Annotated in this window: 14 protein-coding genes; 11 read left to right on the forward strand and 3 right to left on the reverse strand. The window is 61.7% G+C overall.

Annotated elements, in window-relative coordinates; translation table 11 throughout:
• Nucleotide 1 precedes the first annotated feature (1 nt).
• The 11 genes from ACR0FC_RS00740 to ACR0FC_RS00790 all read left to right on the forward strand — a co-directional run bounded on the left by ACR0FC_RS00740 (nucleotide 2) and on the right by ACR0FC_RS00790 (nucleotide 11,852).
• Nucleotides 2–1,093, forward strand: a complete 1,092-nt coding sequence (locus tag ACR0FC_RS00740; protein ID WP_170337517.1) for an energy transducer TonB — start codon at nucleotides 2–4, stop codon at nucleotides 1,091–1,093.
• Nucleotides 1,090–2,409, forward strand: coding sequence for a Tol-Pal system beta propeller repeat protein TolB (tolB, locus tag ACR0FC_RS00745; RefSeq protein ID WP_093962775.1), 1,320 nt, complete (start codon nucleotides 1,090–1,092; stop codon nucleotides 2,407–2,409). The genes ACR0FC_RS00740 and tolB overlap by 4 nt, the downstream gene beginning before the upstream one ends.
• Nucleotides 2,410–2,496: 87 nt before the next feature.
• Nucleotides 2,497–3,000, forward strand: a complete 504-nt coding sequence (pal, locus tag ACR0FC_RS00750; RefSeq protein WP_093962774.1) for a peptidoglycan-associated lipoprotein Pal — start codon at nucleotides 2,497–2,499, stop codon at nucleotides 2,998–3,000.
• A gap of 4 nt (nucleotides 3,001–3,004) precedes the next feature.
• Nucleotides 3,005–3,835, forward strand: a complete 831-nt coding sequence (gene ybgF, locus ACR0FC_RS00755) for a tol-pal system protein YbgF (protein WP_170337518.1) — start codon at nucleotides 3,005–3,007, stop codon at nucleotides 3,833–3,835.
• Entirely contained in the window at nucleotides 3,832–5,085 is a 1,254-nt protein-coding gene (gene tilS / locus ACR0FC_RS00760; RefSeq protein WP_170337519.1) for a tRNA lysidine(34) synthetase TilS, read from the forward strand. Before ybgF ends, tilS begins: the two co-directional genes overlap by 4 nt.
• A 76-nt stretch (nucleotides 5,086–5,161) precedes the next feature.
• Nucleotides 5,162–7,078, forward strand: a complete 1,917-nt coding sequence (ftsH, locus tag ACR0FC_RS00765; protein WP_093962771.1) for an ATP-dependent zinc metalloprotease FtsH — start codon at nucleotides 5,162–5,164, stop codon at nucleotides 7,076–7,078.
• A 107-nt stretch (nucleotides 7,079–7,185) separates the two neighbouring features.
• Entirely contained in the window at nucleotides 7,186–7,782 is a 597-nt protein-coding gene (locus tag ACR0FC_RS00770; protein WP_170337520.1) for an MOSC domain-containing protein, read from the forward strand.
• A gap of 144 nt (nucleotides 7,783–7,926) precedes the next feature.
• Nucleotides 7,927–9,603 (forward strand): formate--tetrahydrofolate ligase, encoded by a 1,677-nt coding sequence (locus ACR0FC_RS00775; RefSeq protein ID WP_170337521.1) that lies wholly within the window; start codon nucleotides 7,927–7,929, stop codon nucleotides 9,601–9,603.
• A 57-nt stretch (nucleotides 9,604–9,660) separates the two neighbouring features.
• Nucleotides 9,661–9,966, forward strand: a complete 306-nt coding sequence (locus ACR0FC_RS00780; RefSeq protein WP_170337522.1) for a chorismate mutase — start codon at nucleotides 9,661–9,663, stop codon at nucleotides 9,964–9,966.
• 53 nt (nucleotides 9,967–10,019) lie between these two features.
• The gene (gene folD / locus ACR0FC_RS00785; RefSeq protein ID WP_170337523.1) at nucleotides 10,020–10,910 is read left to right on the forward strand and encodes a bifunctional methylenetetrahydrofolate dehydrogenase/methenyltetrahydrofolate cyclohydrolase FolD; all 891 of its coding nucleotides are present in this window, start codon (nucleotides 10,020–10,022) and stop codon (nucleotides 10,908–10,910) included.
• Nucleotides 10,911–10,958: 48 nt separating this feature from the next.
• Nucleotides 10,959–11,852 (forward strand): LytTR family DNA-binding domain-containing protein, encoded by an 894-nt coding sequence (locus tag ACR0FC_RS00790; RefSeq protein ID WP_254432908.1) that lies wholly within the window; start codon nucleotides 10,959–10,961, stop codon nucleotides 11,850–11,852.
• Between the two features lie 12 nt (nucleotides 11,853–11,864).
• Here the strand turns inward: ACR0FC_RS00790 and pdeM are convergent, their stop codons facing one another.
• Genes pdeM through ACR0FC_RS00805 form a run of 3 tightly spaced genes read right to left on the reverse strand, consistent with a single transcriptional unit; the run spans nucleotide 11,865 to nucleotide 16,343 of the window.
• The gene (gene pdeM / locus ACR0FC_RS00795) at nucleotides 11,865–12,527 is read right to left on the reverse strand and encodes a ligase-associated DNA damage response endonuclease PdeM (RefSeq protein ID WP_170337524.1); all 663 of its coding nucleotides are present in this window, start codon (nucleotides 12,525–12,527) and stop codon (nucleotides 11,865–11,867) included.
• 44 nt (nucleotides 12,528–12,571) lie between these two features.
• Nucleotides 12,572–14,983 carry a ligase-associated DNA damage response DEXH box helicase gene (locus ACR0FC_RS00800; protein WP_170337525.1) on the reverse strand — a complete coding sequence of 804 codons (2,412 nt, stop codon included), beginning with the start codon at nucleotides 14,981–14,983 and terminating at the stop codon, nucleotides 12,572–12,574.
• 52 nt (nucleotides 14,984–15,035) lie between these two features.
• Nucleotides 15,036–16,343 (reverse strand): P-loop NTPase family protein, encoded by a 1,308-nt coding sequence (locus ACR0FC_RS00805; RefSeq protein ID WP_093962764.1) that lies wholly within the window; start codon nucleotides 16,341–16,343, stop codon nucleotides 15,036–15,038.
• Nucleotides 16,344–16,444 lie beyond the last annotated feature (101 nt).

Here is a 16,444-nt window from a genome sequence, read left to right on the forward strand (position 1 = left end):
GGTGGATACCGGCACCAAGATTTCGGCGATTGCCCATGTGACATTGATCGGATGGGCCCTGTTCGGCGGCACGTTCCGGTCCGAGCCGCTGCCTTTTGCTGTGCAGGAGGTGTCGGTGGTTTCGGCTGAGCAATTCGCTGCCCTGACGGCGCAAAGCGATGCGCCCGAAGTTCCGACGCCCCCCAACGCATTGGAAGATCCGAGCGTACAACCCCCGGCGCCCGAAGTGCCGGAGCCGTCTGCCGAAGAACAGCCGCGCCCCGAGCCGGTCACGCCAACTGAACCGGAGCCCGAGCCGCAACCCGAGGCAGTTGAGGCTCCACCTGAACCCGAAGTGATCGAGCAGCCTCCGGTACTGGATGAACCGGAACCCGAGGTTGCGGTTTTGCCAGCGCTGCCCGAGTCCCAGCCGCGCCCAGCGGACAAGGTCGCCCCCGAACCCATCGCTCCTCCGCCACTGGACGCAAAGCCGGACGATATCGAAACACCGGCGGTTTCGCTGGATGAAGGTGCTGAGATCCAGCAGGAGCAGCAAGACCAGACCGCGCCCGAGGAAGCCACCGACCAGATCGTGACCGAGGCGGAAGAAGCCAAGGACCTGTCGCCACAAAGCTCGCCGCGTCCCCGGGTCCGGCCCAATCGGCCCAAGCCTGCGGAAACCGAACAGACCGCGACCGCTGAGCCGGCCGAACAGGCTGCGGAACCGGACGAGGCCGCGATCAATGACGCGTTGGCCGAGGCCTTGGGCGGTGCGTCCGAGCCGTCCGGCCCGCCTCTCACCGGCGGTGAAAAGGATGCGATGCGTCTGGCTGTTTCGCGGTGCTGGAATGTGGGCTCGTTGTCGACCGATGCGCTCAAGACCGTTGTGGTGGTCGGTTTCTCACTGAACCGCGACGGCTCGATCGTTCCCGGCAGCCTGCAGCTTCTGGATAGCTCCGGCGGCTCGGACGGGGCCGCAAAACAGGCATACGAGGCCGCCCGGCGTGCGATTTTGCGCTGCGGAGCAAAAGGATATGACCTTCCTGCTGACAAATACGAGCATTGGAAGGATATTGAGATCACCTTCAATCCCGAGAGGATGCGGATCAAATGATGAAACTTCTGACCAGCCTCTTCGTTGGCCTGACCCTTCTGTCGGCCCCCGTGTCTGCGCAAACCGGCCCACTTCGGCTGGAATTGGATGAAGGCATTATCGAACCTTTGCCGTTTGCGGTGCCCAGCTTTGTACCGGACAGTCCGGCGGCCAGCCAGTTTGCGGCTGACATCAGCCGCGTCATCGCCGAGGACCTGACCGGAACCGGCCTGTTCCGTGAGATTTCGCCGGATGCGTTCATCAGCCGCGTCAGCAGTTTCGAAGCGCCGGTCCAATTTGCGGATTGGAAGGCGATCAATGCCGATGCGCTGGTCACCGGCGCGGTGAATGTCTCAGGCAATACCCTGTCCGTCCGGTTCCGGGTCTGGGATGTATTCTCGGGTCAGGAATTGGGCAACGGCCTGCAATTCGCCGGTACAACCGAGGGCTGGCGCCGAATGGCGCACAAGGTGGCTGATCAGGTCTACAGCCGCATCACCGGTGAAGGAGGCTATTTCGACAGCCGTGTGGCTTTTGTCTCGGAAACCGGCCCAAAGGACCAGCGCCGCAAGCGGCTGGCCATCATGGATTATGACGGGGCGAATGTTCAGTACCTGACCGACAGTGCCGCGATCGTTCTGGCCCCGCGCTTTTCGCCAACGGGCGACCGGCTGCTCTACACCAGCTATGAAAGCGGCCGGCCGCGGATTTACGTTCTGGATGTTGGCCGGGTCAAGCGGCAGGAATTGCAGACTCAGGAAGGTACGATGAGTTTCTCGCCACGCTTTTCGCCGGATGGCCGCTCGATCGTCTATTCGCTGACGCAGGGCGGCAATACGGATCTTTGGAAAATGGATCTGGCGTCCGGGCAGAGCGTGCGCCTGACCAACACGCCCGCAATTGAAACCGCGCCCAGCTATTCGCCCGACGGATCGCGGATCGTGTTCGAGAGCGACCGTTCCGGCAGCCCTCAGCTGTACATCATGCCGGCAAATGGCGGTGAGGCGACCCGCATCAGCTTTGGCCAGGGACGCTATGGAACACCGGTCTGGTCACCACGCGGAGATCTGGTGGCGTTTACCAAGCAGAACAAGGGCCGGTTCCATATCGGTGTGATGCGACTGGACGGTAGCGAGGAGCGGCTGTTGACCGCCTCGTTCCTGGACGAGGGGCCCACATGGTCGCCCAATGGCCGGGTCATCATGTTTGCGCGGGAAACACAGGGCGCCAGCGGGCGTTCGACCCTTTACTCGGTCGACATTTCGGGCCGAAACCTGCGCCCCGTACGCACCCCGGACGGTGGCAGTGACCCGTCGTGGGGGCCACTGTTGAATTAAGGAGCCGCCGGTCGGGCCGAAGTTCACAAGGCAGGCTGGCTGTGATAGACAGACGTCAACAAACAAACGGGACAAGAGGCAACAGAAATGAACGTATTGAGCAAGTTTGCGGCTCTGGGCGCGCTGGCGCTGGTGGCCGCATGTACCAACAACGATCCCTCGGCTTTGGGCGGTGGCGCCGGCGGCAACGGCGCAATCGTCCCGGGTTCTCCCAGCGACCCACGTTCGCCCGCCTATTTCCAGCAGGCGATCGGTGACCGGGTCCTGTTTGCCGTGGATCAGTCCACGCTCTCGCCCGAGGCGCAGACGATCCTTCAGGGGCAGGCCCAGTGGCTGTTGGCCAACACCGACTACGTCGCGACGATCGAAGGTCACGCGGATGAACAGGGCACGCGGGAATACAACCTTGCGCTGGGCGCCCGCCGGGCAAATGCCGCGCGGGAATACCTGATTTCCCGCGGTGTGGCCGGAAACCGTCTGCAGACGATCAGCTATGGCAAGGAACGTCCGATCGAAATCTGCAGCACCGAGGAATGCTATTCCAAGAACCGCCGCGCGGTCACCGTGCTGACCGGATCCACAACGGGGTAACAGGATGAGAATTGCGGGATTGGTTCTGGCGGCGGCTTTGACCCTTGCCAGCGGCGCGCAAGCGCAGGATCAGCAGACTCTGGCCGATATCCGCCAGGAGCTGACGGTGCTGCATGTCGAAATCCAACGGCTCAAGCGCGAGTTTTCCACGACAGGCTCGCCCGCGCCGAACCTGTCCGGCAGTTCGATACTGGAACGCGTTGACGCCATCGAGGCCGAGTTGCAGAGGCTGACACGGCAGACCGAGCAGCTGAATCAGCGTGTTCAGAATGTCGTGACGGACGGAACCAACCGGATCGGAGATCTGGAGTTCCGTCTCTGCGAGCTGGAACCCGGTTGCGAGTTCACCGGCGAAGACACACTGACATTGGGTGGAGATAGCGACACAGCGGCCATCACCGCTCCGGTGACGACGCCCGGCGATGCCACCGACGGCGATCAGGTCGAACTGGCCGTAGGTGAACAAGCCGATTTTGATGCCGCGTCGCAAGCCCTTGCGGACGGAGATTTCCAGACGGCGGCCGATCTTTTTGCGCAATTTGACAGCGCGTATCCCGGCAGCCCGCTGGCCCCCGAAGCCAATCTGAGGCGAGGGCAGGCCTTGGAAGGGCTGGGGGACACCCGCGAAGCGGCCCGGGCTTTCCTTGCCAGCTTTACTGGCGATTCCGAAGGGCCGGTGGCCCCCGAGGCGTTGTACGAACTTGGCGCAGCATTGGGCCGGTTGGGCCAGGTGGACCAGGCTTGTATCACGCTTGGAGAAGTCGGCGTCCGGTTCCCGTCGTCGGCCTTTTTGGCCACGGCAACCGAGGAAATGGCGTCGCTGAGCTGTTCTTGAGCTCACCAGCCGACACCCTTCCGGAGCGCGTCAGGGCGCTGTTGCCTGAAACGCTTCCGTCGCGACTGGGCGTGGCCGTGTCCGGCGGAAGCGACTCGCTTGCATTGCTGCATCTTTTGGTCCGGATCGCCCGGGATGAAGATGTTCGGCTGTTTGCGGCCACTGTCGACCACGGCCTGAGGCCGGATGCGGCCGCCGAGGCGGCCAGTGTTTCCGAGACATGTGCACATTTGGGCGTGTCCCATGTCACTCTGAAATGGACGGGATGGGACCGGTCGGGAAACCTGCAGGATCAGGCACGGCAGGCGCGCTACGGCCTGCTGCGGGACTGGGCGGTGTTGCAGGACATTCCTGCGGTCGCTCTGGGCCACACCGCAGATGATCAGGCGGAAACCGTGTTGATGCGTCTTGGGCGCGCCGCTGGCGTGCGCGGATTGTCGGCCATGTCTTTTGCGCGCGATCTGGACGGTGTCACGGTTTGGCGACCTTTGCTGGGCGAAACGCGCACCGCTTTGCGGGACTACCTGCAGGCTGAGGGGGTGCGATGGATCGAAGACCCTTCGAATCAGGATCTGCGCTTTGACCGGATAAAGGCCCGCGAGGCGTTGGGCCATCTGTCCGGCTTGGGGATTACGGCCGAAACTTTGTCCCGCGTTGCTGCGAACCTCGGGCGTGCTAACCGGGCGCTTGAGCATTTTGCGCAGGAATCCGCCCGCCGTGTTGCGAAGGAGACAGCCTGTGCGGTGCGTGTGGATCGCGCCGGTTTTGGCGCGCTGCCTGAAGAAATACAGCGCCGGCTTGTTGTCGGGATCCTCCAGCGGATCACGGGTCCGGGGTACCCGCCGCGGCAAAGCAAAGTCGAGCAGGTCGTACAGGCCGTTATTGCGGGACGTTCGTCGACGCTGAGCGGTTGTCAAATCCTGACGGACGGGAATAGTTCGTGGTTTTGCAGAGAGCTGACCGCCGTTTCGACATGCGAGGCCCGACCAGCCGAACTCTGGGACGAGCGTTGGATCGCGACAGGACCGGACACGCCCGGAGTGCAGATCCGCACTCTTGGCGAGACCGGTTTGCCACAAGTACCCGACTGGCGCGCGACAGGGGTGCCGCGCATGGTGCTTATGGTCACGCCCGCCGTTTGGCTGGGCGACCAAATCGTGTCCGCGCCATTTGCTGGTTTTTTGAACGGATGGTCGTTTGAAATGAACCCGAAATTCCCCGAGTTTTCGGCTTCTTTTTTATCGCATTGAACCTGCTTCAATCATCTCTATTTTAAGAGGCAACCCGGCAGCGCCTCATCTGCCGATGTCTTTTGGGAGAATTTTCTTGGGCAACGCTCGCAATATAGCCTTCTGGGTCGTTCTCTTCCTGTTGATCCTTGCACTGTTCAATCTGTTCAGCGGACCGGGAGGAACCCTCCAGAGCAATGAAAAAACCTATTCGGATTTCGTAAGCGCCGTCGAAGCAGGCGACGTAAAAGGCGTGACGCTGGATGGTGAGCAGATCCGTTACACAACCAGTTCCGGCGGGAATTTCGTCACGATCAAGCCCGGTGATGCCGAAGTCACCAAGCTGCTGATCGAGAAAGACATCCCCGTGCGGGCGGAAAAGCAACAGCAATCGGGTTTCCAGTCTTTCCTGATCACGCTGCTGCCGTTCCTGCTGCTGATCGGTGTCTGGGTCTATTTCATGAACCGGATGCAGGGCGGTGGCAAAGGCGGTGCCATGGGCTTTGGCAAGTCCAAGGCCAAGATGCTGACCGAAAAGCACGGCCGCGTGACCTTTGACGACGTGGCGGGCATCGACGAGGCCAAGGAAGAGTTGGAAGAGATCGTCGAATTCCTGCGCAACCCGCAGAAATTCTCGCGCCTTGGCGGCAAGATCCCGAAAGGTGCGCTGCTGGTTGGCCCTCCGGGCACCGGCAAGACGCTGCTGGCCCGTGCGATTGCAGGCGAGGCCGGCGTTCCGTTCTTCACCATTTCCGGTTCGGACTTCGTGGAAATGTTCGTGGGTGTGGGCGCGTCCCGCGTGCGCGACATGTTCGAACAGGCCAAGAAGAACGCGCCCTGCATCGTGTTCATCGACGAGATCGACGCCGTTGGCCGCCATCGTGGTGCCGGATATGGCGGGGGCAACGACGAACGCGAACAGACCCTGAACCAGCTGCTGGTCGAGATGGACGGGTTCGAGGCAAACGAGGGCGTCATCATCCTGGCTGCAACCAACCGCAAGGACGTGCTCGACCCGGCGCTGCTGCGCCCGGGCCGCTTTGACCGTCAGGTGACCGTCGGCAACCCGGACATCAAAGGTCGCGAAAAGATTCTTGGCGTTCACGCCCGCAAGACGCCTTTGGGTCCGGATGTCGATCTGCGCATCATCGCGCGCGGCACACCCGGCTTCTCGGGGGCTGACCTTGCCAACCTTGTTAACGAAGCCGCGCTGATGGCCGCACGTGTCGGTCGGCGCTTTGTCACCATGGAAGACTTCGAGAACGCCAAGGACAAGGTGATGATGGGGGCCGAGCGCCGCTCGATGGTGCTGACCCAGGACCAGAAGGAAAAGACCGCCTATCACGAGGCCGGCCATGCCGTGGTCGGCATGACCCTGCCGTTGTGCGATCCGGTCTACAAGGCCACGATCATCCCGCGCGGCGGCGCGCTGGGCATGGTGGTAAGCCTGCCTGAAATGGACCAGCTGAACTATCACAGGGACGAATGTGAGCAGAAGCTGGCCATGACCATGGCGGGCAAGGCGGCCGAGGTCATCAAATACGGTGAAGACCACGTCTCGAACGGCCCGGCCGGCGACATCATGCAGGCCAGCCAATTGGCGCGGGCCATGGTGATGCGTTGGGGCATGTCCGACAAGGTCGGCAACATCGATTATGCCGAAGCGCATGAGGGCTATCAGGGTAACACGGCCGGGTTCTCGGTTTCGGCCCATACCAAGGAACTGATCGAGGAAGAGGTCAAACGGCTGATCCAGCAGGGATATGACCGCGCCCATCAGATCCTGACCGAACACAAGGAAGAATGGGAGCGTCTGGCTCAGGGTCTGCTTGAATACGAAACTCTGACGGGTGACGAAATCAAGCGCGTCATGAATGGCGAACCGCCGAATGAGAGTGACGACGAAAGCGACAAGTCCGATCACGGCAATGCCGCGAGCGTGACGGCGATTCCCAAGACCAAGGTCAAGAAGACCCCGCCCGAGGGCGGGATGGAGCCTGAACCTTCGGCATGATGCAAGAGACCCGGCCCCAGAGCCGGGTCTTTTCTTTTCGGCCTTTCCATCAGGGCAGCGAGCGTTAGGCTGCAGCGAACTTTGATCCGCTGTCGAAAGGAAATGGCATGCCTGTCCTGCGTGAAACCGAATTCAAGGCCCGGGTCGTCTGGTTGGGCCACGTTCCCGCCGGGCAATCCCTGCGGGCTCAGCCGGTGCCGCAGCTTGACCTTGGGTTCTCGGGCGAAAAGGGCGCCCGTCATGAAGGACTCAATCGACCATCCTGCGTGCGGGTCAGGAACCTGTACCCGGAAGGCACCGAAATCCGCAACGTGCGACAGCTGACGATCCTGGCTGCCGAGGAAATGGCGGCCATTGCTTCAGACATGGGCGTGGACCGGCTGGATCCGGCCCTTTTGGGTGCAAGTATCGTTATTGAGGGCATTCCGGATTTCACGCATGTTCCGCCCTCGTCACGGCTGCAGGCGGATACGGGATTGACCCTGACCGTCGATATGGAGAACCGGCCTTGTGTCCTGCCCGGACGGGAAATCGAAGCAGAGTCTCCGGGGCACGGCGCCCGGTTCAAACCAGCCGCACAGGGCCGGCGCGGGGTGACCGCTTGGGTCGAACGGCCGGGACTTCTGAGGCTCGGAGACATTCTGACCCTTTACGTCCCCGATCAGCGCGCATGGGACCCAAAACAGACGGCGGTTTCCGATTAGATACGCCCGAACAAGGCCTACGCCGTTTCGCGGCCTGAAAATGTCGGAATCCACATCCATTCAAACCGTACACAACGGTATGGATTTGACAGCACCGACGCGCGGCGTCGGTTTTGCACGGAATTCAATCAGGGATCTTGCCCAATGAGCTACAAATCCGACATTGAAATCGCTCGCGAGGCGAACAAGAAGCCAATCCAGGAGATTGGTGCAAAAATCGGCATCTCGAGCGACGACCTGCTGCCATACGGCCATGACAAGGCTAAGGTAAGCCAGAATTTCATCAACTCGGTCCAGGACCGCGAAGATGGCAAGCTGATCCTTGTGACTGCAATCAACCCGACGCCCGCGGGCGAGGGCAAGACCACCACAACCGTCGGTTTGGGTGATGGCCTGAACCGGATCGGCAAGAATGCGATGATCTGTATCCGCGAGGCCTCGCTTGGTCCGAACTTCGGCATGAAGGGGGGAGCCGCGGGCGGTGGCTATGCGCAGGTCGTTCCGATGGAAGAGATGAACCTGCACTTCACCGGTGACTTCCACGCCATCACCTCCGCCCACTCGCTGCTGTCGGCGATGATCGACAACCACATTTATTGGGGCAACGAACTGGAAATCGATACCCGCCGCGTCGTTTGGCGCCGGGTCGTCGACATGAACGACCGCGCCCTGCGCCAGATCACGGCCTCTTTGGGGGGCGTGTCGAACGGTTTCCCGCGTGAAGCAGGTTTCGACATCACCGTCGCGTCCGAGGTCATGGCGATCCTGTGCCTGGCCAACGACCTGAAGGATCTTGAAAAGCGCCTGGGCGACATCATCGTGGCCTACCGCCGCGACAAGACCCCGGTTTACTGCCGCGACATCAAAGCCGAAGGCGCGATGACCGTTCTTCTGAAGGACGCGATGCAGCCCAATTTGGTCCAGACGCTGGAAAACAACCCGGCCTTCGTGCATGGCGGCCCGTTCGCCAACATCGCGCATGGCTGTAACTCGGTCATTGCGACCAAGACCGCGCTGAAGGTGGCCGACTATGTCGTGACCGAGGCCGGTTTCGGGGCCGATCTGGGCGCCGAGAAGTTCATGAACATCAAATGCCGCAAGGCCGGCATTGCGCCGTCGGCCGTGGTTCTGGTTGCAACGGTTCGCGCGATGAAGATGAATGGCGGCGTGGCCAAGGCCGATCTGGGCGCGGAAAACGTCGACGCGGTAAAGTCGGGCTGTGCCAACCTGGGCCGCCACATCGAAAACGTGAAATCGTTCGGCGTGCCGGTCGTCGTCGCGATCAACCACTTCGTCACCGATACCGATGCCGAGGTTCAGGCGGTCAAGGACTACTGCGCCGAACATGGGGTTGAGGCGGTTCTGTCGCGGCATTGGGAACTGGGCTCGGAAGGATCTGCAGATCTGGCAAAAAAAGTCGTTGAACTGGCTGATGCCGGTACCGCGAATTTTGCGCCGATCTACCCTGACGAAATGTCCCTGTTCGAAAAGATCGAGACCATCGCCAAGCGCATCTACCGCGCCGACGAGGTTCTGGCCGATGCCAAGATCCGCAACCAGCTGAAGGAATGGGAAGCCGCCGGATACGGCAATCTGCCGGTCTGCATGGCCAAGACACAGTATTCCTTCTCGACCGATCCGTCGCTGCGCGGCGCGCCCACCGGCCACTCGGTTCCGGTGCGCGAGGTGCGCCTGTCGGCGGGTGCTGGCTTTATCGTGGTGGTCTGCGGTGAGATCATGACAATGCCCGGTCTGCCCCGCAAACCGGCGGCTGAGACAATCCGCCTCAACGACGAAGGGCAGATCGAGGGCTTGTTCTAAGCCGCTGAATAAGACATCTCGTGGTCCGGGGAATCCCCGGGCCATGAGGAGATTGCGATGCCCACTCTGACGCTGCCGCAGGACTGTCATTCCATGCAGGAATTGCGGGTTCAGATCGACAAGCTGGACCGCCAACTGATCGAACTGTTGGCGACGCGCGCAACCTACATCGATCGCGCGTCCGAATTGAAACCTGGCGAGGGCCTGCCGGCCCGAATTCCCGAGCGTGTCGAGGACGTGGTGCAAAAGGTGCGTTCAAACTCGGTTGAGGTGGGCATGGACCCCGATCTGACCGAAAGGCTTTGGCGCATCTTGATTGATTGGTCGATTGCGCGCGAGGAGAACGTGCTCGGCCCTGACTGAATGACCGGGCGCCCTTCGCGCCCGATCCGCTTTTTGAAAGAAGGGATCAAAGGATGGTAGCTCAAGTCATCGACGGCAAGGCCTTTGCGGCCAAGGTCCGCGCACAAGTCGCCGATCAGGTTGCAAAACTCAAGGAAGAAAACGGCATCACCCCCGGTCTGGCAGTGGTCCTGGTCGGCGAAGATCCGGCCAGCCAGGTCTATGTCCGCTCCAAGGGCAAGATGACTGTCGAAGTGGGCATGAACTCATACGAGCACAAGCTGGATGTCGACACGTCCGAGGCAGATCTGCTTGCCTTGATCGAGAAGTTGAACAACGATCCCGCGGTGCATGGCATTCTGGTCCAGCTTCCGCTGCCCAAGCATTTGAATGAGGACCTGGTGATCAACTCGATCGACCCGGCCAAGGATGTCGACGGGTTCCACATCTCGAACGTTGGTCTGTTGGGCACCGGTCAGAAGTCCATGGTTCCCTGCACGCCGTTGGGCTGCCTGATGATGTTGCGCGATCATCATGGCTCGTTGTCCGGCATGGATGCGGTGGTGATCGGCCGGTCGAACATCGTGGGCAAGCCGATGGCCCAATTGCTGCTGGGCGACAGCTGCACCGTGACCATCGCGCACAGCCGTACCAAGGACTTGCCCGATGTCGTGCGTCGCGCCGATATCGTTGTGGCCGCGGTGGGCCGTCCCGAGATGGTGCCTGGCGACTGGATCAAGGAGGGCGCCACCGTCATCGACGTTGGCATCAACCGGATCGAGCGTGATGGAAAAACCAAGCTGGTCGGCGACGTGGATTATGCCAGCGCGGCCGAGCGCGCAGGCGCTATTACACCGGTTCCCGGTGGTGTTGGTCCGATGACCATCGCCTGCCTGTTGGCCAACACCCTGACGGCCTGTTGCCGATCGAACGGCCTGCCCGAGCCCGAAGGCCTGACGGCCTGACCACTGACGGCCTTGGGGCGGAGCTTCCGCCCCGGGGCCAACGTGGGGATGAAGCGCCCCCGCCAGCACGCCGCAAACGTGTTTGATTGTCTGACATTTCGTGATAAGCTTGAGTTTCCAGCCGGTTACGAAGTGAACAAGTGGGCGTCTGAGGGACAAGGGCTGGGTCCCGAAAGGCTGCTCATTGATTTTGATATGTTGTCAAAACTGAGCCCATTCATTGCAGAATGCACGCCTCAGAGGGTGGTCGCCGGTATTCTGTTCATCCCGTTGCTCGCCTATACTTTTCCACCGTTCCGAGAAATGGATCTGCCCTTCTCCGTACGTCTGTTGTTCTGGGCAGGAGTGATGATTCTGGCGGTTGTGGCAACTTGGGGATCTCGGCAGTTGGTGAAAGATCGTCTGGACCACGTCGGACTGACGGTCCGGGACGTGGCGTTTGCCTTGGTGATCCTTGTGCTGTTCACGCCGGCGTTGTGGATCCTGACGTGGATCCTGTACGCTGCCAGTGGCCACGATGCCCCCGGTTTGCTGGCGGTTGGCACTTACGGTGCGCTGTTTAGCACAGGTCTGGTACTTGTCAGCAAAGGCGAAGCCCCGCCTGAAAATGACGACATCATCGAAGCACCCCAACCCCGTTTGGCGAGCCGTCTACCGGACGGGTTTCGTGGTGATATCCTGCGGCTTGCGGTCCGGGATCACTACGTTGATGTGGTGACCACCAGCGGAACTTATACGATCCGGTCGCGCTTTACTGATGCGATTGCTGAGATGGAACCGATTTCGGGCCATTGTACCCACAGATCCCATTGGGTCACGGACGCGGCCATTCTGGAAATCCAGAAAAACAACGGCAAGACCTACCTGCGCCTTAGGAACGATGATCTGGTTCCCGTCAGCCGCAAATACAAACCCAAACTGGAAGAAGACGGTGTGATCTGAACCAGCTGTCGGCTAACGCGGCATCGCCGTCAGCTGTGGCTGCGGGCCCGTCAGAATGGCGCGGGCGTCCGGCTGCATCAACTGAGACAACGCGGTGTCCGAGCTGCGCAACCCTCCGGTATATGTTCCATAAGCCGGCATGATCAGTCGACACCCGTCGAACAAAAAGGCCGGGCGCGAGATCATGCGGCCCCGCGCATTGAGCCGGACCTTGGGGTGAAAATGCCCTGAAACTTCGCCTTGCGCGTCGGTTTCCGCTATATGGCGGAAGACCAGCACGTCTTGGCTCCACTCGGCCAGATGGGTGCCGCTCAGCGCGACGGGACCCGGGTCGTGGTTGCCCTCTATCCAGATCCAGAGCCGCCCGGCTTGCAGCGCAGAAATCTCGAGCCGATCTGCGTCGCTCAGCGATTCCGAGGCTTCGAGATCATCGAAACTGTCCCCCAAGCATACCACTGTCTTGGCACCGGTCGTGTCAAGATCGGCGGCCAGCCGGGACAGTGTCTCTCGGTTGTCATAAGGGGGCAGGGCCGGTCCGCCCCGCCGAACGACCCGAGATGACTTGCCCAAGTGCAGGTCCGAAACACACAGAAGATCGTGCGCAGGCCACCAAAGGGCGCCCGATCCCATGGCGCGCAGCCGGGCACCTGCAAAGGAAAATTCAAGGCTGTTCATGGTCCGTTCTTTGCCTGTCGGGGCTTGATTTGCAAGTCGTTTCTTCAGGCGGGTTCCAGGCCGGCGTCGCGCAACAAACGGGCGCTTTCTTCGGCCAGCAGCCGCTCTTCGGCCACGCCCTTGACCGGGACCTTTCCCACCTCGAGCAGCAACGGCGCCGCCAGCGGTGACACCCGATCCAGCCGGATCAGGTCGATCCGGTCGCCGATGCGTGCAATCATGGCCTCGATCCGTCCGAAATCGACCAGCCCGCGCATGGCTTCTTCGCGGGTGATCTGCATCAGCAGGTGGTCGGGGTCGTATTTCAGCAGCGTGTCGTACAGGATGTCCGACGAAAAGGTCGCCTGTCGCCCGCTTTTGCGTTGGCCACCTGTGTTGCGCTCGATCAGCCCGGCGATGGTGGCCGAGGCGCGGAAGGTGCGTTTCATCACCGCATTGCCCGCCAGCCAGTTGTCCAACCCGTCGCGCAGGGCCTCGATCTGGAACAAGGGGCTGGAGTCGGTCACCGCGTCCAGACCCCAGATCAGCGTGGCATAGTCGGTCGCGACAAAACCCAGCGGGGCCAGCCCGGTTTCCTCCATCCGTTTGGTCAGCAGCAGGCCCAGCGTTTGTTGTGCGTTGCGTCCGGCAAAGCCGTAAACGCACAGGTTTTCGCGGCCGTCATTGGGAAAGCTCTCGATCAACAGCCGGTCACGCCCGGGCAGCCGCGACATCCGGCGCTGCAGGGCCAACCATTCACCCGTATGTTCGGGCAGCTGCGGCCAGTCGGGCTGTGCGAACATCCGCAGGATGCGGTCGCTCAGCTGGGTCGAGGTGGCGAACTTGGTGCCCGAGAAGGTGGCGACCTTGGGCTTTTTGTCCGCACGGCGCGTGACCTCAACGACCATTTGACGCAACCCTTCATAGCGCACGATCTGACCGCCGATCAGGAAGGTGTCGCCGGGGGTCAGCGATGCGGCAAAGGCCTCCTCGACCTCACCCAAGGGCTTGCCGCCCCGGTTGCGCTTCAGCCGGACCTTCAGTGTATCGCTGTCCTGGATCGTGCCCGGGTTCATGCGGATGCGATGCGCCGCGCGCGGGTCGCGCAGTTGCCACAGCCCGTCGGGGCGCTGTTGCAGGCGTTGCCAGCGGTCATAGGCCCGCAGCGCATAGCCACCGGTTGCGCAGAACTCCAGACAGGCGTCGAAGGCCGCGCGGGTCAGATCGGCATAGGGACCGGCTGAGGTGACCTCGGCATACAGGGCATCGGCATCGAACGGCCCGGCGCAGGCCGCGATCAGGATGTGTTGGCACAAGACGTCACGCGGGCCGGGGCCGCGCGGCTCGCCGTCCAGATCGTGCGCGCGTGCGGCCTCCAGCGCGGCGACACACTCGACCACCTCAAATCGGTTGGCAGGCACCAGCAGAGCCTTGGACGGCGCGTTGTAGCGGTGGTTGGCCCGCCCGATCCGCTGGACCAGGCGCTTGACGTTCTTGGGGGCGCCGATCTGGATCACAAGATCCACGTCGCCCCAATCGATCCCCAGATCGAGGCTGCCGGTGCAGACGATGGCGCGCAGGTCTCCACGAACCATCGCCGCCTCGACCCGTTCGCGCTGTTGCCGGTCGAGGCTGCCGTGGTGGATGCCGATGGGCAGGCCTTCGTCATTGGCCAGCCACAGGTTGTGAAAGAAGATCTCGGCCTGGGCGCGGGTGTTGTGGAAAATCAGCGTCGTCTTGTGCTGCCGGACCTGCTCCAGCACCGCCGGGATGGCATAGGCCGCGCCGCCCCCGGCCCAGGGCGGCATTTCGGCCGTTTGCAACATGGCGATATCGGGATCGGGGCCGGGGTCGGCCAGAACAATGTCGCAAGGGTCGGGGTGGCGGGCCAGAAAGCGCGCGATGGCGTCCGGGTCCTCGACTGTGGCCGACAGGCCCACGCGCCGCAGATTGGGGCACAGGGTCTGAAGGCGGGCTAGCGCCAGCATCAACTGGTCGCCTCGCTTGCTGTCGGCCAACGCGTGTATCTCGTCCACGATCACGCGCTGGACGCCCTGAAACATACGTGGTGCATCTTCGTAGGACGCCAGCAGCGCCAAGCTTTCCGGGGTCGTCAGCAAAATATGCGGCGGGTCCACGCGCTGGCGTTTCTTCTGGGTGGGGGTGGTGTCGCCGGTGCGGTCTTCGATCCGGATCGGCAAGCCCATCTCGTCGGCCGGGCCGCGCAGGTTGCGCTTGATGTCGGCGGCCAGCGCTTTGAGCGGCGAGACATAGATCGTGTGCAGCCCCGCGTGCCGCCCCTCGGCCAGTTCGATCAGCGAGGGCAGGAACCCGGCCATCGTCTTGCCGCCGCCCGTGGGCGCGATCAACAGCGTCGCCGGGGCCCGCGCCCGGTCGATCATGGCCTGTTGATGCGGGTGGATGGACCAACCTCTGGCGGTAAACCAGGTGTCAATCCGGGCGGGAATCTGCGTCATATGCACAGACTAGCCCGCCCGGTGACAAAGCGGAATGCGGTTTGGGCCGGTCTTACTTAACGATTTCCTCGTCCTTGACGAACATGTTCGCCCAGGCGCGGTCGATCAATTCCGGGCTCATTTGATAGGGGATGCCCTCGAATTCGCAGATCGAGATCATCTGATCGATCAGGAAGATCGGCTGATAGTTCGCATAGACATTGTTGATGGTCGGGTATTTGACCTTCAACAGATGTACCAGTGCAGCTTCGTCCAACGGAATGCCGCGCTTGCGGGCCACCATGGCGAAGATCTTCAGGAAGTTTTCCTGGTTCGGGCCGTCGATCTTGATCTTGAAGAAGATCCGGCGAAGCGCGGCCTGGTCGAAGATCTCGTTCGGGTGGAAGTTGGTCGAGAAGATGACCAGCGTGTCGAAGGGAACTTCGAACTTTTCACCCGACTGAAGGCCCAGAATGTCCTTGCCCTCTTCCAGCGGAACAATCCACCGGTTGATCAGGGCCTGCGGCGGCTCGGCCTGGCGGCCAAGGTCGTCCACGATGAAGATGCCGCCGGTCGATTTCAGCTGCAGCGGCGCCTGATAGGTGCGCGCCGTGGGGTTGTAGACAAGGTCCAGCATGCTCAGCGACAGTTCACCACCCGTGACCACAGTGGGGCGTTCACACTGGACGTACCGCGTGTCGAACCGCTTGCGGCGGCGCAGGCTGTTCGGGTCGTCAGCCTCTTGCTCGATCGCTGTGTGCACGATCGGGTCGTACACGGTGATCACCTGACCGGCATATTCGATGGCATACGGAACAAAGACGTTGTCACCCAACGCATCCCGAATTCCGTTGGAAATCGAAGACTTACCGTTGCCCGGCGGGCCGTACATCAGGATCGAGCGACCGGCGCTGACCGCAGGGCCCAGGTGGTCAAGCAGGCTGTCCGGCAGAACAAGGTGCCCCATGGCGCCGGTCAACTGATCGCGCGTGACTTGGATGTTCCGGATCGACTGTCGTTTGACCTGCTCGCGGTAGACCTCCAGCGGAACGGGCATGGCGCCAAAGTATTCGGATTGGCTCAGCGCGTCCAGCGCCCGTGCCTTGCCGGCGTCGGTCAGCTGATAGCCCATTTCGTTGCCGCTGTTGGCGTTCAATGTCCCCGTCGCCTCAAGCAGCTTCTGTTCGCGGGCGATGTCGACCAATTCCTGCGTCACCGAACTCGGCAGACAGATCGAGGCGGCGATCTCGCTCACCGTGTCCACATTCTTGCGAAAAACGGTCTTCAGAAGGATGTCCCGCATCATAACAAGCGGAAGCTGCATTTCCCCCAGACCCTTCGGGGCAGGAGGAGCCATAACGGATGAGGTCTGCATGTTCATGAGCGCGGCTCGTCTATCCAGTTGTCAATCCTTGTGTCCCGAAAGGGACCACTTGCGGAAAATCTGGCGCAGCTTTGTGGCAGGACCAAGGCGCGGGCAAG

This window comes from Ruegeria sp. BB9, from assembly GCF_056539345.1.